The sequence below is a fragment of the Rhodococcus rhodochrous genome (genome assembly GCF_900187265.1).
Classification (GTDB): Bacteria; Actinomycetota; Actinomycetes; order Mycobacteriales; family Mycobacteriaceae; genus Rhodococcus; species Rhodococcus rhodochrous.
The window spans coordinates 3,330,574-3,350,846 of sequence record NZ_LT906450.1; the positions used below are offsets into that span (position 1 = coordinate 3,330,574).

Here is a 20,273-nt window from a genome sequence, read left to right on the forward strand (position 1 = left end):
ACGAGAGGACCCTCGCATGAACGAGTCGGGATTCCGCTACGACCCGCAGCGGTGCGCGCTGGTGGTGATCGACATGCAGAACGACTTCTGCTCGCCGGACGGCGCTCTCGCCGGGTGCGGCTTCGACGTCTCTGCCGCGGTGACGATGACGCCGCGCCTCGCGGAACTGATCGCCGGTGCCCGCCACGCGGGTGTGCCCGTCGTCTGGGTCCGCACGGAACACGACGAGACCACCGACTCGCCCCAATGGCTGGGGCGGGTCGGCGACGGGCCCGGTACCGCCCGGACCGGGCTGACCTGCCGGCCCGGGACCGTCGGCGCCGAGTTCTACGGTGTCCGGCCGGCGCCGGGTGAACCGGTGATCGTCAAACACCGCTTCAGCGCCTTCGTCGGCACCGACCTCGATCGGGTCCTGCGCTCACGCGGGATCGAATCGCTGTTGTTCACGGGCGTCGCGACGGAGATCTGCGTCGAATCGAGCCTGCGCAGTGCCCTCTTCCACGAGTACTGGGTCTCTCTCGTCGAAGACTGCGCCGCCTCGTACAGTCCGGCCGCGCACGCCGCATCGGTCGCGGTGGTCGCCCAGAATTTCGGGACCGTGGTGACGGTGGACGACCTGCTCCCGAGGTGGGCCACGCGCCCGGCCGTCACTCGCGTCTGAACGACCACGGCCCGGATCCGGACAGCGTCAGAATCCCAGACGTCCGAGCTGTTTGGGATCGCGCTGCCAGTCCTTGGCGACCTTGACGTGCAGATCGAGGTAGATCTTCACCCCCAGCAGTTTCTCGATCTGGGTGCGCGCGGCGGTGCCCACCTCGCGCAGCCGCGCGCCCCCCTTGCCGATGACGATGCCCTTCTGGCTCGGCCGCTCGACGTAGAGCAGGGCGTGCACGTCGAGCATCTCGCCCTGCTTCTCGGTGCGGCCCTCGCGTTCGGTGATCTCCTCGATCACGACGGCGAGGGAGTGCGGCAGTTCGTCGCCGAGACCTTCGAGGGCTGCCTCGCGGATGAGCTCGGCCATGAGGGTCTCCTCGGGCTCGTCGGTGAGCTCCCCGTCGGGATAGAAGGCCGGTCCGGGCTCCATGTGCGAGACGAGGACATCGATGAGGACCTCGACCTGCTCACCCGAGGTCGCGGAGACGGGCACGACGTCGCAGTCCTCGCCGAGGAGCTTCGAGACGGCGAGCAACTGCGCGGCGACCTGCTGCTTGCCCACCTTGTCGATCTTCGTGACGATGCCGACCACCGGTGTCTTCGGCGCCATGTGACGCACCTGCTCGAGGATCCAGCGGTCGCCGGGGCCGATCTTCTCGTCGGCGGGGAAGCACATGCCGATCGCGTCGACCTCGGAGTAGGTGTCCTGCACCAGATCGTTCAGCCGCTGGCCGAGCAGCGTGCGGGGGCGGTGCAGTCCCGGGGTGTCCACCAGGATGAGCTGGGCGTTGTCGCGGTGGACGATGCCGCGGATGGTGTGGCGGGTCGTCTGCGGACGCGACGAGGTGATCGCGATCTTGCTGCCGACGAGCGCATTCGTGAGCGTCGACTTCCCGGTGTTGGGCCGGCCGACGAAACAGATGAAGCCGGAACGGAAGTCGGTGTCGGTCATGCATGCTCCTCGGTGGTGGCCGTATCGGTATCGGTGGGTTCTTCTTCGGGTGTGGCGCGCTGCACGAAGACGGTGCTCACGCGCACCCGTCCGCGGACGTCCGGGCCGCCCTCGCCGCGGAGCAGCAGGCCGTGGGTCCGGACCTCCGCACCCGGCAGCGGAACTCGGCCGAGTTCGTAGCCGAGGAGTCCGCCGACGGTGTCGACCTCGTCGTCCTCGATGTCGATGTCGAACAGTTCGCCGAGGTCCTCGACGGGCAGTCGCGCGGAGACCCGGTAGGTGTCGTCGTCGAGTTCCTCGACGTCGGGGATCTCCCCGGTGTCGTACTCGTCGGCGATCTCGCCGACGATCTCCTCGATGACGTCCTCGATCGTCACGAGCCCGGCGATGCCGCCGTACTCGTCGACGAGGACCGCCATGTGGTTACGGTCGCGCTGCATGTCGGCGAGCAGGTCGTCGAGACGCTTCGAATCCGGTACGAAGACCGCCGGCCGCATGACGTCGGCGACGGAGACGCTGCGTCCGCCGTCGCGGTGGTAGTAGGTCTGCTGGACGAGATCCTTGAGGTAGACGACACCGCGGATGTCGTCGACGTTCTCGCCGATCACCGGGATCCGGGAGTGCCCGCTGCGCACGGCGAGCGAGGTGGCCTGACCGGCGGTCTTGGTCTCCTCGATCCACACCATCTCGGGACGCGGAACCATGATCTCGCGGGCGGTGGTATCGCCGAAGTCGAACACCGACTGGATCATCCGGCGTTCCTCGTCGGCCACGACCCCGCTCTCCTGAGCGAGATCGACCAGTTCGCGCAGCTCGATCTCGTTGGAGAACGGGCCGTTCCGGAAACCGCGACCGGGCGTGACGGCATTGCCGACGCTGATGAGGATCCGGCTGATCGGACCGAGCAGGACACCGAGGATCCGCAACGGTCCGGTGGCGGCGAGCGCGATCGGGTACGCGTGCTGGCGTCCGAGCGTGCGCGGGCTGACACCGATGACGACGTAGTCGACGATGACCATCACCGCGGCACCCACGACGAGCGCCCACGTGCGGTCGAGCACGGCGAGCAGCGCACCGACGAGGACGACGGTGGCGGTGATCTCGCAGAGGATGCGCAGCAACACCGTCAGATTGACGTAGCGGGGCCGGTCGTCGAGCAGACCGAGCAACCGGCGCGCACTGGGGCGGCCCTCTTTCGCGAGTTCCTCGGCGCGTGCCGCGGATACGGTGTTGAGCGCGGAATCGACGGCGGCGAACAGGCCGCCGAGCACCACCAGGACGACCGCCAGGACGACGAGGGGCACGGTACTCACGCGATCGTCACTCCCTCGATCGGTGCCGTCCGATCACGATGGCTCGTACTGTCGCCGCTCATGATTCGGGGGTGTCGACGAAACCGGCCTTGCCCAGCAGCTTCCGGTCGCGGGCGGCGAGCTGCGCCTCGTGCTCGGCGCGGCGGATCTCCTCGTACCACTCGGCGAGGAGCTGGTTCTGCAGGCCGAACATCTCCTTCTCCTCCTCCGGTTCGGCGTGGTCGTAGCCGAGGAGGTGGAGCATGCCGTGCACGGTGAGCAGGGCGAGTTCGTGGGCCACCGGGTGACCGGCTTTCGCGGCCTGGTCGGCGGCGAACTGCGGGCACAGCACGATGTCGCCGAGCATCGACGGTCCCGGTTCGGGAGCGTCGGGACGCCCGCCGGGCTCGAGTTCGTCCATGGGGAACGACATCACGTCGGTGGGGCCGGGAAGGTCCATCCACCGCACGTGCAGATCGGCCATGGTGTCGAGGTCCACGAGCACCATCGACAACTCCGCCGCCGGATGCACATCCATCCGGGCGATCACGAAACGGGCGACGTCGAGGAGTTCCTCCTCCGAGACGTCCATTCCCGATTCGTTCGAGATCTCGATGCTCATGACTGGAGTTCCTTCTGCACGACGGTATTCGGTTGATCTACAAGGGTGTTCATCGACGCTGCACCCGCTGCGCGCGACGCTGGGCACGGTTGCCGGGGATCCCGTCGCCGTCGCGGGTGGCCTCGAAACGGCTGTAGGCGTCGACGATGTCGGAGACGAGCCGGTGCCGCACGACGTCGCTGCTGTCGAGTCGCGCGATGTGGATGTCGTCGATGCCGTCGAGGATCTCGGTAGCGGCGGCGAGACCCGAACGGGCACCGCCGGGCAGGTCGATCTGCGTGATGTCGCCCGTCACGACGATCTTGGAATTGAAGCCCAGACGCGTGAGGAACATCTTCATCTGTTCGGCGGTGGTGTTCTGCGCCTCGTCGAGGATGATGAACGCATCGTTCAGGGTGCGGCCACGCATGTACGCCAGGGGCGCGACCTCGATGACCCCGGCCTGCATGAGCTTCGGGATCGCCTCGGGATCCATCATGTCGTGCAGCGCGTCGTGCAGTGGACGCAGATACGGGTCGATCTTCTCGTGCAGGGTGCCAGGCAGGAAGCCGAGCCGCTCCCCTGCCTCGACGGCGGGACGCGTGAGGATGATGCGGTTGACCTGCTTGGTCTGCAGCGCCTGCACGGCCTTCGCCATGGCGAGATAGGTCTTGCCCGTACCGGCCGGTCCGACACCGAAGACGATGGTGTGGGCATCGATCGCGTCGACGTACCGCTTCTGGTTCAAGGTCTTGGGCCGGATCGTCTTCCCGCGCCGCGACAGGATGTCGAGGCTGAGCACGTCGGCCGGCGACTCGGAGAGCCCCTGGGTGAGCATGCCCACGGTGCGACGCACGGCGTCGGGGGCGAGCGCTTGTCCGCGACGGACGATGGTGACGAGTTCGGCGAGCGCGCGTTCGGCGAGTGCGACGTCGGCGGGCGCTCCGGTCAGCGTGACGGTGTTGCCCCGCACGTGGATGTCCGCCGCCAGGAGGGCTTCGAGGGCGATCAGATTCTCGTCCGCGGCTCCGAGCAGGGGCGCAGCGGCCTCCGAGGGGAGGTCGAGGCTCGATTTCACCGTGGTCGGTTCGAATTCGGCGGGCTCGTGGGGTCGGTCTGGTTCACTCACGTGGACGGTACGTCCTGCTTTCGGTTCGGCTCCTGCACGACGGTCGTCGTGTTCGTGCCAGTCTAGCGCCGGACGGGGCGTACCCTCCCGCAACAGCGCGTTTCACCGGGGTTCGGTTCCGCCGCCGCGGGGGGTGGCCTCCGCGAGCCACCGCCGTGCCTCGGCGAGGATCCCGGGCGCCCGGTCGGGTGAGACGCCGGCGAGCACGAGGTTGCCCAGGACGATGGTGTCGCCCGAGTCGTCCACGAGCCCGAGATTGGCCTGCTCGAGGGTGGCCATCGTCAGGCCCTCCATCATCCCCACGAGCACGGGCGCCGGAAGGTAGTCGGAGAACTGTCCCTGGGCGAGTCCGCACTCGACGTGCCCGAGGACACGCGAGCGCACCGGGGAGACGAGTTCGGCGATGCGCTGCTCTCCCATCTCCTTGCGCGCGAACGAGAGCAGCACGCGGTAGCGGTCGCCGATGGGCCAGGTCCGCAGCCCCACGACCGCGAGCGCGACCGCGGGATCGTCCGGCTCGGGGTGATCGAGAGCATCGGCGAGAGCGGTCGAGGCGTCGTCGACGATCCCCTCGACGAGAGCTTCCCGGTTGGGGAAGTGCGCGTAGACGGTGCGGCGGACGACGCCCGCAGCCTTGGCGACGTCGTCCATGCTCGCGTCGGAGTCGGCAGCGAAGCACATCACCGCAGCGTCGAGTATGCGCATGCGGTTCGCATTGAATCGGGTGCGCGGTCGTGTGACCGAGTTCTCCACGTTCTCGTCCTGTTCGCCGACTGTGATCTGTCTTTCATTTTAGTTGCACATGAATGTGCAGCTGCGTAACTTGCACACCACCGTGTAGATCGGGGCTCCGGTCCCGGCCCGTGTCGCACCCGAGGAGAACCCATGACCACTGCCGTCACCCCCGCAGGAGGGACCGCAGCGAAGGAACCCTATCGGCTGCGCTGGGCAGGACTCGCGGTGCTGTGCCTGAGCCTCCTCATCGTCGTGATGGCCAACACCTCACTGATCGTCGCCGCCCCCGGGATGCTGCGCGACCTGCAGCTCACCAGCGCCGACATGCAGTGGATCATCGACGGCTACACCGTCCCCTACGCCGCGCTGATGCTGCTGTTCGGTGTGCTCGGCGATCGCTACGGGCGACGCCGCGCGTTGCTGGCAGGCCTGATCGCCTTCGCCGCCGGCGCGGTCTACGGATCGTTCGCCGACAGCGCCGGTGACGTGATCGTCGCGCGCATCGTCATGGGTGTGGGCGCCGCCGTGATCATGCCCGCGACGCTGTCGCTGCTCGTCGCGATGTTCCCCGTGCACGAGCGTGCCCGTGCGATCGCGGCCTGGGCGGCTACGTCCGGGCTCGCGATCGCACTGGGCCCCCTGCTCGCCGGATGGCTCCTCGAATCGAACTCGTGGGGTTCGACCTTCCTCATCAACGTGCCGATCGCGGCGCTCGCCGCCATCGCGGCCCTGATCCTCGTACCGGCGTCGAAGGCGGACGATCTCACCCGCACCGACTGGGTCGGCGGTGCCCTGTCGGTCGCTGCTCTCGGCGGAATCGTCTACACCATCATCGAGGGATTCCACTTCGGTTGGGGTACCGGGGTGATCGCCACCTCGATCGGCTCGGTGGTCGCCGCCGTCCTGTTCGTGGGGTGGGAACTTCGCCACCCCCGGCCGCTGCTGGACGTGCGCCGGGTCGCGGACCGGACCGTCGGCGGCGCCTGCATGTCGGTGCTGCTGCTCTTCCTCGTCGCCTTCGGCGCCATCTACTTCGTCGCGCAGCAGTTCCAATTCGTGCTCGGTTACGGCCCGCTCGAGACCGGACTGCGCCTGCTTCCCCTCGCGGCGACGGTCTCACTCGGCGCCGCACTGAGCGGCCGGCTCGCACCCCGACTCGGTGCGCGGATCCTCGTGGGCGCGGGCATGATCGCCGCTGCGGCAGGCATCCTCACGCTGACCGTCACGGACGGCGCCTCCGGCTTCACGCCCTTCCTGATCTCGCTGCTGCTGCTGGGATTGGGCATCGGTCTGGCCACACCCCCGTCCACCGACCTGATCATGGGCGGCTTCCCCGACTCGGATCTCGGAGCCGCGGGCGGATTGAACGACACCGCAGTGGAATTCGGCGGTTCGCTGGGTATCGCCGTGCTCGGTTCGATCCTCGCGACCACCTACCACCGCGAGATCTCCGGCTTCCTCGACGGACTGCCGTTGGCGAACCTGCCGGACCCGATGGCCGATCAGGCCGCGATGGCGATCGAAGCGGCCGGCGATTCGGTGGGCGGAGCGGCGATCGTCGCGGAGGAACTCGCGGCGAACCCGTTCGCGGCGTCGTATGCACAACCGCTGCTCGACGCGTCGTCCGCAGCCTTCGCCCAGGCGATCTCGTCCGCGAGTCTCGTCGCCGGCATCGTCCTGCTGGTCGGCGCCGCAGCGGTCACCGCGCTACTCCCCCGCGGACTCCACACGCGCGCCCGCAGCGAAGCCCAGATCGGCAGCTGAACGGGCGGTGAGCAGGTCGAGCGATCGTTCCCAGGCGCGGGTGGTCCGGTTCAGGAAAGCGACGTGATCCTCGCCGTCGAACAGTTCCAGCAACACCGGATCCCCCGCCGCGTCGGCCGCGTCGACGTAACGGTGCGCGACGCTCACCGGCACCTGTTCGTCGGCGGTGCCGTGCAGCACCGCGACCGGCACACCGATCGGCGGGCGGTGCGTCGGTGAGGCCGACCGGTAACGCTCGGGCGCATCCGCGTAGGACACACCGAAGAGCGCCTCGAACGCCTCCACGCGACGACCACGCTCACCGGCCGTGACGAGGTCGAGCGCACCCGCCTGCGAGACCACGAATTCCGGTCGCACCGACGTGCTCTCACCCGCGAGCCACACCGCCAGCTGGCCTCCCGCCGAGTGACCGACGAGCCGCACACGGTCGGGATCGACCTCGACACCGCCGCGCTGCGCATGCGGAACCACCTCGGTGAAAATCGTCTCGTACGCCGCGACCACATCGGCGGACATCTCGTCCCACGCGCCACCGGCCTCGAGACGTCGGTACTCGACGTTCCACGCCACCACACCGCGACGCGCGAGTTCCACGGAAAGCGCCGTGCCGAGGGTTAGCTGGTAGCGGCCGTGCCACGAACCGCCGTGGACGACCATCGCGACGGGAACGGGCCCCGTCACCGTCGCGGGGTCGGGCAGGAAGACGTGCCCGAACTGCTGCGAGTGGGTGCCGTAGGCAATCTTCGTACGAGCCAAGAGAATTCCTTCGGTACAGATGGTCGGGACCCGCAAGCGATCCCTAGTGCAAGGGCCGAGCACGCCACCGGTCGGTCAGCACACCGATCGCGCCGAGTGCCACGGCCGCCGCGGTCGAGGTGCGCAGCACCGTGGGGCCGAGGCCGACGGCCACCGCGCCCGCATCGACGAGGGTCTCGACCTCCGCGTCGTCGAGTCCCCCTTCGGGACCGACGATCAACGTCAACGAATCGGCATCGCGCACCGGCAGATCAGCGAAGGGGATGGTGGCGGATTCGTGGAGCACCGCGACGACGTCGCCGCGCTCGACGGCCGACCGGACCCGGGCGACGACCTCGGGCGTGCGGTGCAACCCCGCGACCGTCGGCACGTGCGCGCGCCGCGACTGCTTCGCCGCGGCGGTCGCGACCGCCTGCCACTTGGCAACACCCTTGTCCGCCTTGGCATCCCACCGCGCGACGCACCGCGCCGACTGCCACGGCACGAACTCGTCGGCACCGGCCTCGGTGGCCAGCTCGACGGCGAGTTCGGACCGGTCGGACTTCGGCAGCGCCTGCACGACGGTCACGCTCGGACGCGGCGGGTCGACGACGCGACGATCGAGCACGAGCGCTTCGAGCCGGTCCTTCGCCACCGCCGTGACCTCGACGTCGGCGACCTGCCCGGCACCGTCGGACAACACGAGCCGCTCGCCGACCGCGATGCGACGCACCGTCGCGGCGTGCCGGCCCTCCTTGCCGTCGAGGACGGCCGTGCGCCCCTCGTCGGGCAGCGGGTCGAGGTAGAACAGTGTCGCGGCCACCCGAGCGACCTAGCGGGCGCTGAACGCGTCGCGCAGGCGCGAGAACAGACCGCCGGTGTTCTGCGAACCCGTGGTCACGACCTCGACGTGCTCCCGGTCGCTGTGCCGACGCAGGTCCTCGAGCAGCTTCGTCTGCTTGTGATCGAGCTTGCTCGGCACCACGACCTCGAGGTGCGCGTGCAGATCGCCACGGGTACCCGAGCGCAGCTTCGGCATGCCGTGGCCGCGCAGGACCGAGACCGAACCGGGCTGGGTGCCGGGATCGATGGTGATCTCGGTGGGACCGTCGAGGATGGTCTCGACGGTCACCTTGGTGCCGAGCGCAGCGTCGACCATGGGCACGCGGATGGTGCAGTGCAGGTCGTCGCCGTCGCGCACGAAGACCTCGTGCTGCTGTTCGAGCACCTCGACGTAGAGATCGCCGGCGGGGCCGCCGCCGGGGCCGACCTCGCCCTGGGCCGCGAGGCGGATGCGCATCCCGTTGCCGACACCGGCGGGCACCTTGACGGTGATCTCGCGGCGGGCACGCACGCGGCCGTCGCCGCCGCACTTGCGGCAGGGATCCGGGATCGTCTCGCCGACACCGCGGCAGGTGGGGCACGGACGGGACGTCATGACCTGGCCGAGGAACGAACGCTGGACGGACTGGACCTCACCGGCACCGCCGCACGTCTCGCAGCGCACGGGCTTCGAGTCTCCGTGGGTACCGGAACCGGTGCACGCGTCGCACAGGATCGCGGTGTCGACAGTGACCGTCTTGGTGACGCCGCGGGCGCATTCCTCGAGGGTCAGGCGGGTCCGGAGCAGCGAGTCGGCGCCGGGCTGGACTCGGCCGCGCGGACCGCGGGAACCGCCGGCGCCGCCACCGAAGAACGCCTCGAAGACGTCGCCGAGGCCGCCACCGAATCCGGCACCGCCGAAGCCGCCCGCACCGCCGCCACCGGGTTCGAGCGGGTCGCCGCCGAGGTCGACGATGCGTCGCTTCTCGGGATCCGACAGCACCTCGTAGGCGGCCGAGATCTCCTGGAAACGCTTCTGCGCCGACTCGTCGGGGTTCACATCCGGGTGGTGCTCGCGCGCCAACTTGCGGTACGCCCGTTTGATCTCCTGGTCGGTCGCGTTCTTGGACACGCCGAGCGTCCCGTAGTAGTCCCGTGCCACGTTTGGTTCTCGTCCTTACGTCGTTCTACAGAGCAAAAATGGACGGTGCTCAGCGTTCGCCGAGCACCTCACCGATATATCTCGCAACGGTGGCGACCGATGCGATGGTTCCCGGATAGTCCATCCGGGTGGGGCCGAGCACTCCCAGACCACCGAAGACCGTACCCGCGGCCCCGTAACCGGTGGACACGACCGAGGTGGTGCGCATCTCCTCGAACTGGGTCTCCTCACCGATGCGGACGGTGACCCGGCCGGCGTCCTGGCTGGACGCGAGCAGTTTGAGCACCACCACCTGTTCCTCGAGGGCTTCGAGGACCGTGCGCAACGAGCCCGGCACCATGCCGTGGCCGTCGAAGTCGGCGGCGTTGCGGGTGAGATTGGCCGTGCCGCCGAGCACGAGACGCTCCTCGGGGTGCTCGACGAGGGTCTCGACCAGCACGGTGGTGCACCGGATCAGCGCGTCGCGCAGATCGTCCGGTGCGTTGTCGGCGAGTTCGGTGACCGCGATGGACGCGGCGGCGAGCCGCTTGCCGGTCAACGCCCCGCCGAGCAGCTCACGCAGCCGCGACAGGCCGTCCTCGTCGATCACGTCGCCGAGTTCGACGATGCGCTGATCGACGCGGCCCGAATCGGTGATGAGCACGAGCAGCAGCCGCGCCGGTGTCAGCCCGACCACCTCGAGGTGACGCACGGACGACGCCGACAGCGTCGGGTACTGCACGACCGCCACCTGACGGGTGAGCTGCGCGAGCAACCGCACCGCGCGTCGCAGCACGTCGTCGAGGTCGACGCCCGATTCGAGGAACTGCAGGATCGCGCGGCGCTCGGCCGACGAGAGCGGCTTGACCTCCGCGATCCTGTCGACGAACTGGCGGTAGCCCTTGTCGGTGGGCACGCGTCCCGAGCTCGTATGGGTCTGTGTGATGTATCCCTCTGCCTCGAGCACAGCCATGTCGTTGCGGACCGTGGCGCTGGACACACCGAGGTTGTGCCGGTCGACGAGAGTCTTGGAGCCGATCGGCTCCTTGGTGGACACGTAATCCGCCACGATGGCGCGCAAGACCTTGAATCTTCGCTCCTCGGTACTCGACAACCCGCCACCTCCGTTTCCGCCGCCTGTAGGACTGCACCTCTCGGGGCCGTACCCTGCCAGTCTAATCGCGCGACGACCTCGAAGGTGTCGGGCACGTGTGCGACACCACCCCCGACACCGGAAGCGACGCCGGTGGCGCGTCCCCCGTAATGTGTCCGCATGATCTTCAAGGGCGTCCGGGACGGCAAGCCGTATCCCGATCACGGACTGTCTCTGCGCGACTGGTCGAGGATTCCGCCCCGTCAGGTGCGCCTCGACGAGATCGTCACGACGACGAAGGTGCTCGAACTCGACCGGCTGTTGTCGGAGGATTCGACCTTCTACGGCGACCTGTTCCCCCACGCCGTCCAGTGGCAGGGCGTGCTGTACCTCGAGGACGGACTCCACCGTGCCGTGCAGTCCGCGCTGCGGAACCGCCCGGTGCTGCACGTACGTGTCTTCGAGTACGACGTGCTGATTCCCGGTGGCGTGTCCGACCCGGGTGCCGGGGTTCGGGGCCCGTCTCCCGCATAGCCCGATCATGGGTACATTCGCCCCGTTTCGACCGACGTCCGACGGACCGACCGAGCTCTCGGACCACGACCGGAGGAGAGGCATGGGCAGTGCGACGGGCCGTGGCACGGGCGAGACGTTCGGTCGCTACGAGCTGCAGACCCGGCTCGGTCAGGGCGGGATGGGCCAGGTGTGGTGCGCATTCGACTCGGTCACCGATCGTCAGGTCGCGGTCAAGGTCCTGCCGCCGGAACTCGCCGACGACGCCGGATACCGCGCGCGTTTCGATCGTGAGGCCCGGGCCGTCTCCAAGCTCCGCCATCCGAACGTCGTCCCGATCCACAATTTCGGTGAGATCGACGGTCGGCTGTACATCGACATGGCCCTGCTCGAGGGCGAGGATCTCGGCACCGTCCTGAGACGTGAGGGCTCTTTGCCGCTCGACCGCACCGTGCGTGTGATCGGGCAGGTCGCTGCGGCTCTCGACGCCGCACACGATTCCGGATTGGTACACCGGGACGTCAAACCGGCCAACATCGTGCTGCACCCCAGCGGCCATACCTATCTGATCGACTTCGGGATCGCGCATGCCGACGGCCAGACCGCCCTCACGCGCGACGCCGGGGCGATCGGCACGCTCGCGTACATGGCCCCGGAACGCTTCGACGGCCGATCCGGACCGGGTTCCGACATCTACGCGCTGACCTGCGTGTTGTTCCAGTGCCTCACCGGACGGCCACCGTTCGCCGCCGACAGCACCGCCCAGCACATCGCGTCCCATCTGACGAAACCGCCGCCGCGCCCGACCGGCCTCGTGCCGGGCCTCCCCGCCGCGCTGGACGGTGTCGTCGCACGCGGGATGGCCAAACGGGTCGAGGATCGGTATCGCCGTGCCGGTGAACTCGCCGAGGATCTGGCCCGGAGCGCGATGGATCGGCGGCCGCCGCGAGGGGCGCCGGTCCCGCTCCGGAAGGTCCGATCCGGACCGCCGCCTACGGCAGTGATCCCGCCGACCGCGGTGAACCCGCCGGACTTCCCGAACACACCGGACTTCCCGAGCCCGGCCTCGATGGGGCCTCCTCCCCCACCGCCGACGCGTGCGCCGCGCCGTGGTGCGGTCGTGGCACTCGCGGTCGCCGCCGCGGTGCTCGTACTGGGGGCGGTGCTCGCCTTCGTCCTCGGGCGGGACACCGGCGACTCGTCAGCCGTTGCCACGAGTCCGATATCGACGGAGACCTCGACGCCCCCCACCGCGCCGTCCTCACCCGAATCGGCCACGTCCGAGTCGCCGCCGAGCTTCGAACGCATGGCGACCTTCGTGCGGGACTACTACGGGTTGCTCCCGGACGACACCGAACAGGCCTGGGCGCTGTTCGATCCCCACTACGCGGAGAAGGTCGGCCGGGCCGGATTCGACGAGTTCTGGCCGACGATCCGGTCCGTCTCGGTGGGCGCCGTGGAACCCCGCGATGCGTCGAGTGTGATCGTCACCCTCACGTTCGTCACCGTCGACGGCCGGACCGAATCCGAAAAGCGCTGGGTGTCCGTGGCCGAGAACCGCGGGCGGCTGTCGGTCTACGACTCGGAGCGAATCGGAGCAGCCTGACGCGGCCGGTCGATCGGAGCGGCGTGACGCGGCCGGCCGGTCAGTCGTCCGCGCCGAGCAGGATGGTGCGGACCACCGCGTCGGCGAGCAGCCTGCCCCGGTCGGTCAGCACCAGATGGTCGTCGCGCACCACGGCGAGACCGTCGGCGACCACCGTCTCCGCCGCTTCGCGCTCCCCGTCCTCGAGTTCCGACAACGGCAGGCCCGTGCGCAGCCGCACCGTGAGCATCACGAGTTCGGTGTGCCGGTCCTCGGCCGTGAGGTGTTCGCTGCCCCCGACGGGCAGGACTCCGTCGGCGAGGGTCGACGCGTAGCGGGCGGGATGCTTGACGTTCCACCAGCGAACACCGCCGACATGGCTGTGCGCGCCCGGCCCGGCGCCCCACCAGTCGCCGCCGTCCCAGTAGCCGAGGTTGTGGGCGCACCGCGCCGACGGATCGTCGGACTTCGCCCAGTTCGACACCTCGTACCAGGTCATCCCGGCGTCGGCGAGCCGCGCGTCGATCCGCTCGTACCGCGAGGCGAGCACGTCGTCGTCCGGGGCCGGCAGTTCGCCGCGCCGGACCCGGCGAGCGAGGGCGGTGCCGTCCTCGACGATGAGCGCGTAAGCCGAGACGTGGTCGACACCCGCTTCGAGCACGGCGTCGAGGGAGGCGTCGAGATCGGTGTCGCGCTCGCCGGGAGTGCCGTAGATCAGATCGAGGTTGACGTGGCCGAAGCCGGCCGCGCGCGCTTCCTTCGCCGCCGCGACCGGACGTCCGGGCGTGTGGGTGCGGTCGAGGACCGCCAGCACGTGCGGCGCGGCGGACTGCATGCCGAGCGACACGCGGGTGTATCCGGCCTCGCGGATCGACGAGAAGAACTCCGTGGAGGTCGACTCCGGGTTCGATTCGGTGGTCACCTCGGCGCCGGGAGCGAGCCCGAACGAGTCGCGGATCGCGTCGAGCACTTGCGCGAGACCGTCCGCGCCGAGCAGCGAGGGTGTTCCGCCGCCGACGAAGACCGTCTCGGCGGCGGGAGTCCGTCGTCCGGATTCGGACAGCAGCCGGGCACCGGCGTCGAGTTCGCGGCGCAGACCCTCGAGCCAGGACTGCGGCGAGGCCGCGCTGCCGAGTTCCCCGGCGGTGTAGGTGTTGAAGTCGCAGTAGCCGCAGCGGGTCGCACAGAAGGGCACGTGCACGTACACGCCGAACGGTCGTGTCCCCACGCCGGCGAGTGCCGAAGCGGGAAGTTCGAGACCGGCCGGACGACCCGCGATACCGATTTCCGTGCCGGTGCGTCGACCGATCCCAGTGCTGTTCACGCCCTCCAGTGTTCCAGAGACCCGGAGGGTGGCCCCGCACACGAGGCCCCTACCTCGACATTTCCCGAAAATCTGGTGGAAATACCGCCCGCAATTCGGATTCGCCCCGGTGACATGGCACAATGGTCCGCATGACAGGACACGGAGTGCGACTCGTGGCGCGACGCCACGTCGACTTCAAGCGCGTCTGCGCATCCTGTTGTCTGCCTTGCGCCGCTTGTCTCTGCGCCGACTGTCTCTAGTCGGTACTCCCCGGCACATCCCAGATCCCGCCGGGTCGAAGCATGCGTGCACGAGGTCAGCCCCCTCCTGCGCTCGTCGGCCCGGTTCCAGCGAATATCAGGAGACCCTGTATGTCGTCGACCACCGACGTCACTCCCGCCGACGAGTCGGCCAAGCCCGCGCGCCGCGCGCGTCCCGCCAAGCGTCGCGCCGAAGGCCAGTGGGCTCTCGGTTACCGGGAGCCGCTCAACGCCAACGAGCAGACGAAGAAGGACGACAACCCGCTCAACGTCCGCAAGCGTATCGAGAACATCTACGCGCACACCGGTTTCGACGGAATCGACAAGGGCGATCTGCGTGGCCGCTTCCGCTGGTGGGGTCTGTACACCCAGCGCGAGCAGGGCTACGACGGCACCTACACCGGTGACGAGAACATCGACCTGCTCGAGGCGAAGTACTTCATGATGCGGGTGCGCTGCGACGCCGGCGCCCTGAACCTGGCGCAGCTGCGCACGATCGCCGGTATCTCCACCGAGTTCGGCCGCGACACCGCCGACCTGTCCGACCGCGAGAACGTCCAGTACCACTGGATCGAGGTCGAGAACGTCCCCGAGATCTGGCGTCGCCTCGAATCGGTCGGGCTCAAGACCACCGAGGCGTGCGGCGACTGCCCTCGCGTCGTGCTCGGTTCGCCGCTCGCCGGTGAGTCCCTCGACGAGATCATCGACGGCACCCCGGCGATCGACGAGATCGTGCGCCGCTACATCGGCAACCCCGAGTACTCGAACCTGCCGCGCAAGTTCAAGACTGCGATCTCCGGCCAGCAGGATGTCGTGCACGAGATCAACGACGTCGCCTTCATCGGCGTCGAGCACCCCGAGCACGGACCCGGCTTCGACCTGTGGGTCGGTGGCGGTCTGTCCACCAATCCGATGCTCGCGCAGCGGGTCGGCGCGTGGGTGCCGCTGGAGGAGGTCGCCGATGTGTGGGAGGGCGTCGTCGCGATCTTCCGCGACTACGGCTACCGCCGGCTGCGGTCCAAGGCGCGCCTGAAGTTTCTCATCAAGGACTGGGGCATCGAGAAGTTCCGTGAGGTGCTCGAGACCGAGTACCTGAAGCGTCCGCTGCTCGACGGCCCGGCCCCGGCCGCGCCGGAGCGTCCCATCGATCACGTCGGTGTCCAGAAGCTGCGCAACGGTCTCAACGCCGTGGGTGTCGCGCCGATCGCCGGCCGGGTCTCGGGCACGATCCTGTCGAAGGTCGCCGACGCCGCCGAGCGTGCGGGTTCGGACCGGATCCGGTTCACCCCGTACCAGAAGCTGATCGTGCTCGACGTGGCCGACGACAAGATCGAGCAGCTCGTCACCGAGCTCGAGGCGCTCGGTCTGCCGGCCTCGCCGTCGCCGTGGCGCAAGAACCTCATGGCCTGCACGGGAATCGAGTTCTGCAAGCTGTCCTTCGTCGAGACGCGCAAGCGTTCGCAGGCCCTCGTGCCCGAGCTCGAGGAGCGTCTCGCCGACATCAACGCGCAGCTCGACGTCCCGGTGACGATCAACATCAACGGCTGCCCCAACTCGTGCGCGCGCTCCCAGATCGCCGACATCGGCTTCAAGGGTCAGCTCGTCGACGACGGTGAGGGCAACCAGGTCGAGGGCTTCCAGGTGCACCTCGGCGGTGCGCTGGGCTTCGACGCGAAGTTCGGGCGCAAGCTGCGCCAGCACAAGGTCACCAGCGCCGAGCTCGGCGACTACATCGAGCGGGTGGTGCGCACCTTCGTCAAGGAGCGCACGCCCGGTGAGCGCTTCGGCGAATGGGTCGTCCGGGCCGAGGAAGCCGACCTGCGATGACCGGCGCTGCTGCAGCGGTCGACACGAAGACGGATCGGGAAGGGACGCGATGACGATCGATACGAACATCGACGAGCTCCGGAGTATTGCCGCGCAGGGGGCGGCAGCACTCGAGGGCGCGTCGGCGCAGGAACTCCTGCGGTGGACGGACGAGACCTTCGGCACCCCCACCACCGACGGTGGACGGAGCGGCTACATCGTCGCGTCCAACATGCAGGACGGTGTCCTGGTCCATCTGGCCGCGCAGCAGCGTCCGGGCGTGGACGTGCTGTTCCTCGACACCGGCTACCACTTCGCCGAGACGCTCGGCACGCGCGACGCGGTGGAGCAGGTGTACGGCGTGAACATCGTGAACGCCCGGGCCGAACAGTCCGTCGCGGAGCAGGATGCTCTGCTCGGCAAGGATCTGTTCGCCCGCGACCCGAACGAGTGCTGCCGGCTGCGCAAGGTGGTGCCGCTGAAGGAGAGCCTGAAGGGCTACCGCGCCTGGGTGACCGGCATCCGCCGTGTCGAGGCCCCCACCCGCGCGAACGCACCGCTCGTCTCGTTCGACGACGCGTTCGGACTGGTGAAGATCAATCCGATCGCGGCATGGTCCGACGAGGACATGCAGAACTACATCGACGAACACGGGATCCTCGTCAATCCCCTCGTCGACGAGGGCTACCCGTCCATCGGGTGCGCCCCGTGCACCACCAAACCACTTCCCGGAGCCGATCCGCGCAGCGGGCGCTGGGCCGGCCGAGCCAAGACCGAATGCGGGTTGCACGCCTCATGACACTCATCGATACGAATCCCACCGACACCCGGACGCTGCTGGACGGCAACCGGTTCGACACCCTCGACGCCCTCGAGTCGGAGGCGATCCACGTCTTCCGCGAGGTCGCGGGCGAGTTCGAACGCCCCGTCATCCTGTTCTCGGGAGGCAAGGACTCCACCGTCCTGCTGCACCTCGCGATCAAGGCGTTCTGGCCCGCGCCGCTCCCCTTCGCGCTGCTGCACGTCGACACCGGCCACAACCTCCCCGAGGTCCTCGAGTTCCGCGATCACGTGGTCTCGAAGTACAACCTGCGCCTGCACGTCGCGAGCGTCGAGGACTACCTCGCCGGCGGCCGGCTCACCGAACGTCCCGACGGCATCCGCAACCCGCTGCAGACCGTGCCGCTGCTCGACGCGATCTCGGAGAACCGGTTCGACGCCGTCTTCGGTGGCGGACGCCGCGACGAGGAGCGTTCGCGCGCCAAGGAGCGGATCTTCTCGCTGCGCAACGCATTCGGCCAGTGGGATCCGAAGCGTCAGCGTCCGGAGCTGTGGAATCTGTACAACGGGCGGCACGCACCCGGGGAGCACGTGCGCGTCTTCCCGCTGAGCAACTTCACCGAGCTCGACATCTGGCGTTACATCGCCCGCGAGAACGTCGAACTGGCGAGCATCTACTACGCGCACGAACGCCCCGTCTACCGCCGCGACGGCATGTGGATGACCCCGGGTGTCTGGGGCGGTCCGGCCGAGGGCGAAGAGCTCGAGACACGTTCGGTGCGCTACCGCACCGTCGGCGACGGATCGACCACCGGCGCGATCCTGTCCGAGGCCTCCACGAACGAGGAGATCCTCGCCGAGGTCGCGGCATCACGACTGACCGAGCGCGGCGCCACCCGCGGCGACGACCGGGTTTCCGAAGCGGCGATGGAAGACCGCAAGCGAGAGGGCTATTTCTGATCATGAGCGACCTTCACGAGCAGAGCGTGCAGAGCGACACGCAGCTGCTGCGCCTCGCCACCGCCGGTTCGGTCGACGACGGCAAGTCCACCCTGGTGGGCCGACTGCTCTACGACACCAAGTCCGTACTCGCCGACCAGATCGACGCCGTCACCCGCGCGTCGGTCGACCGCGGCCTCGACACCCCCGACCTCTCGCTGCTCGTCGACGGCCTTCGCGCCGAGCGTGAGCAGGGCATCACCATCGATGTGGCCTACCGCTACTTCGCGACGCCGAAGCGCAGCTTCGTCCTCGCGGACACCCCGGGTCACGTCCAGTACACCCGCAACACGGTGTCGGGTGCGTCCACCGCGCAGCTCGTCGTCCTGCTCGTCGACGCGCGCAAGGGTGTCGTCTCGCAGACCCGCAAACACGCCGCCGTGCTCGCCCTGCTCGGTGTGCCGAAGCTCGTCCTCGCGGTCAACAAGATCGACCTCGTCGAGGATCCGGCCTCGGTGTTCGCGCAGATCTCCGCCGAGTTCGGGGAACTGACGAGTTCGCTCGGCTGGGCCCCCGAGGACGTGCAGGAGATCCCGGTCTCCGCGCTGCACGGCGACAACGTGGCCGTGCGCAGCGAGAACACCCCTTACTACGACGGCCCGACCCTCATCGAGTACCTCGAGTCGGTTCCCGTCGACGCCGATGCGCACGGCCGGCACGAGACCGGTCTGCGCTTCCCGGTGCAGTACGTGATCCGTCCCCGCACCGCCGAGTTCCCCGACTACCGCGGCTACGCCGGTCAGGTCGCGGCAGGGTCCGTGCGCCCCGGTGACGAGGTCGTCGTGCTGCCGTCCGGTGTCCGCACCACCGTCGAGCGCATCGACAGTGCCGACGGCGCATTCGATGTCGCGCACGCCGGCCGGTCGGTGACCCTCGTGCTCGCCGACGACGTCGACGTCTCCCGCGGCGACATCATCGCCACCCCGGAGGCGGCACCCGAGCCGCTGTCGGAGTTCGAGGCCACCGTGTGCTGGCTCGCCGAGAAGCCGCTGCGTCCCGGCGCCCGGCTGCTGCTCAAGCACGGCACCCGCATCACGCAGGCCATCGTCGGGACGATCGACGAGCGGTTCGACGAGCAGGATCTCACCTCCGTCCCGAGCCCGGAGAGCATCGAGCTCAACGAGATCGCGCGCATCACGGTGCGTGTGGCCGAGCCGATCGCCGCGGACGACTACCGCGTCAACCGCCGCAGCGGCAGCTTCCTGCTGATCGATCCGGCCGGGGGCAACACCCTCGCCGCGGGTCTCGTGGGCGACGGACTCGCCGACATCGAGCTCGGGGACCGCGTCCCGGCATGATGCCGCTCGTCGCCGTCGCGCACGGCAGTCGCGACCCGCGTTCGGCGCGGGCCGTGGCTGCCGCGCTCGACACCGTCCGGGCCGAGAACCCCGGTCTGGACGTGCGACTCGCGTTCCTCGATCTGAACACCCCGTCGGTCGGTCAGGTTCTCGACGCGCTCGCCGCGGACGGGCACCGGCAGGTCGCGGTGGTGCCGCTGCTGCTCGGCAGTGCCTTCCACGCAAGAGTCGATCTGCCGGCCCTGTTGCACGAAGCGCAGCAACGTCATCCGCTGCTCGAGGTGCTGTGCTCGCCGATCCTCGGCGACGACGATCTCCTCGTCGACGCGGCTCGCGATCTCATCACGGCCACGGGGGTGTCGGCCGACGATCCGTCCGTCGGTATCGCGGTGTGCGCGGTGGGATCGCGACGCCCCGAAGCGAACCGGGCGACGGAACTGGTGGTACCCCGCATTCTCGCCGGCACGGCGTGGACGCAGGCCGCGGCGTGCTTCGCCACGACCGGTCCGTCGGTCGGGACGACCCTCGCCGACCTCACCTCCCGCGGTGCCCACACCGTCGTGCTGACACCGTGGATCCTCGCCCCCGGACTGCTGTGGGACCGCGCTTGCGCCGAGGCCGACAGCGTCGGGCACGTGCGGGTCGCGGAGACCCTCACCCGGCACGATGCCGTCGCGCGGGTGATCACCGAGCGCTACACCGAGACCGTGCACCGGCGGCGCGGACTGCGCGTCGCCTGAGTCGCGTCCGACTCTCCGCCGGAGTTCACGCACGATTCGCATTCCTCCGCTACAACGGAGTCACGGTC

The 20,273-nt window shown here is 69.0% G+C and carries 19 protein-coding genes; 9 read left to right on the top strand and 10 right to left on the bottom strand.

Annotation, left to right across the window (positions count from 1 at the left end):
• Positions 1-16: 16 nt before the first annotated feature.
• Positions 17-661: a cysteine hydrolase family protein gene (locus tag CKW34_RS15295; protein WP_059380838.1), complete on the top strand. Its 645-nt coding sequence runs from the start codon at positions 17-19 to the stop codon at positions 659-661.
• Between the two features lie 27 nt (positions 662-688).
• Here the strand turns inward: CKW34_RS15295 and era are convergent, their stop codons facing one another.
• The 5 genes from era to CKW34_RS15320 all read right to left on the bottom strand — a co-directional run bounded on the left by era (position 689) and on the right by CKW34_RS15320 (position 5,333).
• A complete protein-coding gene (gene era, locus CKW34_RS15300; protein WP_059380837.1) occupies positions 689-1,606 on the bottom strand; it encodes a GTPase Era in 918 nt (305 codons plus the stop codon).
• Complete coding sequence (locus CKW34_RS15305) at positions 1,603-2,919, bottom strand: hemolysin family protein (RefSeq protein WP_059380836.1); 1,317 nt, start codon at positions 2,917-2,919, stop codon at positions 1,603-1,605. Before CKW34_RS15305 ends, era begins: the two co-directional genes overlap by 4 nt.
• 58 nt (positions 2,920-2,977) lie before the next feature.
• On the bottom strand, positions 2,978-3,520 hold the full coding sequence (ybeY, locus tag CKW34_RS15310; protein ID WP_059380835.1) for an rRNA maturation RNase YbeY: 543 nt from the start codon (positions 3,518-3,520) through the stop codon (positions 2,978-2,980).
• Positions 3,521-3,569: 49 nt separating this feature from the next.
• Entirely contained in the window at positions 3,570-4,628 is a 1,059-nt protein-coding gene (locus CKW34_RS15315; protein ID WP_059380834.1) for a PhoH family protein, read from the bottom strand.
• Between the two features lie 102 nt (positions 4,629-4,730).
• The gene (locus tag CKW34_RS15320; protein WP_197700673.1) at positions 4,731-5,333 is read right to left on the bottom strand and encodes a TetR/AcrR family transcriptional regulator; all 603 of its coding nucleotides are present in this window, start codon (positions 5,331-5,333) and stop codon (positions 4,731-4,733) included.
• A 180-nt stretch (positions 5,334-5,513) separates the two neighbouring features.
• Between CKW34_RS15320 and CKW34_RS15325 the strand changes: the two genes are divergently transcribed.
• A complete protein-coding gene (locus CKW34_RS15325; protein WP_059380833.1) occupies positions 5,514-7,127 on the top strand; it encodes an MFS transporter in 1,614 nt (537 codons plus the stop codon).
• Here CKW34_RS15325 and CKW34_RS15330 read toward each other — a convergent pair.
• Genes CKW34_RS15330 through hrcA form a run of 4 tightly spaced genes read right to left on the bottom strand, consistent with a single transcriptional unit; the run spans position 7,071 to position 10,939 of the window.
• Positions 7,071-7,883: an alpha/beta hydrolase family protein gene (locus CKW34_RS15330; protein ID WP_059380832.1), complete on the bottom strand. Its 813-nt coding sequence runs from the start codon at positions 7,881-7,883 to the stop codon at positions 7,071-7,073. The two genes, CKW34_RS15325 and CKW34_RS15330, sit on opposite strands and share 57 nt — an antisense overlap.
• Positions 7,884-7,926: 43 nt before the next feature.
• On the bottom strand, positions 7,927-8,685 hold the full coding sequence (locus tag CKW34_RS15335; RefSeq protein ID WP_059380831.1) for a 16S rRNA (uracil(1498)-N(3))-methyltransferase: 759 nt from the start codon (positions 8,683-8,685) through the stop codon (positions 7,927-7,929).
• A gap of 9 nt (positions 8,686-8,694) precedes the next feature.
• The gene (gene dnaJ / locus CKW34_RS15340) at positions 8,695-9,846 is read right to left on the bottom strand and encodes a molecular chaperone DnaJ (protein ID WP_059380830.1); all 1,152 of its coding nucleotides are present in this window, start codon (positions 9,844-9,846) and stop codon (positions 8,695-8,697) included.
• 49 nt (positions 9,847-9,895) lie between these two features.
• Entirely contained in the window at positions 9,896-10,939 is a 1,044-nt protein-coding gene (gene hrcA / locus CKW34_RS15345; protein WP_059380829.1) for a heat-inducible transcriptional repressor HrcA, read from the bottom strand.
• A 159-nt stretch (positions 10,940-11,098) separates the two neighbouring features.
• Here hrcA and CKW34_RS15350 point away from each other — a divergent pair, with 159 nt between their 5' ends.
• Both CKW34_RS15350 and CKW34_RS15355 read left to right on the top strand, forming a co-directional pair.
• Positions 11,099-11,452, top strand: coding sequence for a type II toxin-antitoxin system VapB family antitoxin (locus CKW34_RS15350; RefSeq protein WP_059380828.1), 354 nt, complete (start codon positions 11,099-11,101; stop codon positions 11,450-11,452).
• An 82-nt stretch (positions 11,453-11,534) separates the two neighbouring features.
• Positions 11,535-13,037 (top strand): serine/threonine-protein kinase, encoded by a 1,503-nt coding sequence (locus CKW34_RS15355; RefSeq protein WP_059380827.1) that lies wholly within the window; start codon positions 11,535-11,537, stop codon positions 13,035-13,037.
• 40 nt (positions 13,038-13,077) lie between these two features.
• Here CKW34_RS15355 and hemW read toward each other — a convergent pair whose 3' ends face one another.
• On the bottom strand, positions 13,078-14,325 hold the full coding sequence (hemW, locus tag CKW34_RS15360; RefSeq protein ID WP_167388375.1) for a radical SAM family heme chaperone HemW: 1,248 nt from the start codon (positions 14,323-14,325) through the stop codon (positions 13,078-13,080).
• 368 nt (positions 14,326-14,693) lie between these two features.
• On the opposite strand from hemW, the gene CKW34_RS15365 reads away from it, so the two are divergent.
• The 5 genes from CKW34_RS15365 to CKW34_RS15385 are packed head-to-tail and all read left to right on the top strand — an operon-like array spanning position 14,694 to position 20,205.
• Positions 14,694-16,409 carry a nitrite/sulfite reductase gene (locus CKW34_RS15365; protein ID WP_059380826.1) on the top strand — a complete coding sequence of 572 codons (1,716 nt, stop codon included), beginning with the start codon at positions 14,694-14,696 and terminating at the stop codon, positions 16,407-16,409.
• Positions 16,410-16,458: 49 nt separating this feature from the next.
• Positions 16,459-17,187, top strand: a complete 729-nt coding sequence (locus CKW34_RS15370; RefSeq protein WP_059380825.1) for a phosphoadenylyl-sulfate reductase — start codon at positions 16,459-16,461, stop codon at positions 17,185-17,187.
• Positions 17,184-18,128, top strand: a complete 945-nt coding sequence (gene cysD / locus CKW34_RS15375; RefSeq protein ID WP_059380824.1) for a sulfate adenylyltransferase subunit CysD — start codon at positions 17,184-17,186, stop codon at positions 18,126-18,128. Before CKW34_RS15370 ends, cysD begins: the two co-directional genes overlap by 4 nt.
• Positions 18,129-18,130: 2 nt before the next feature.
• Positions 18,131-19,465 (top strand): sulfate adenylyltransferase subunit 1, encoded by a 1,335-nt coding sequence (locus CKW34_RS15380; protein ID WP_059380823.1) that lies wholly within the window; start codon positions 18,131-18,133, stop codon positions 19,463-19,465.
• Positions 19,462-20,205 (top strand): sirohydrochlorin chelatase, encoded by a 744-nt coding sequence (locus CKW34_RS15385; RefSeq protein WP_059380822.1) that lies wholly within the window; start codon positions 19,462-19,464, stop codon positions 20,203-20,205. The genes CKW34_RS15380 and CKW34_RS15385 overlap by 4 nt, the downstream gene beginning before the upstream one ends.
• Positions 20,206-20,273: the final 68 nt, after the last annotated feature.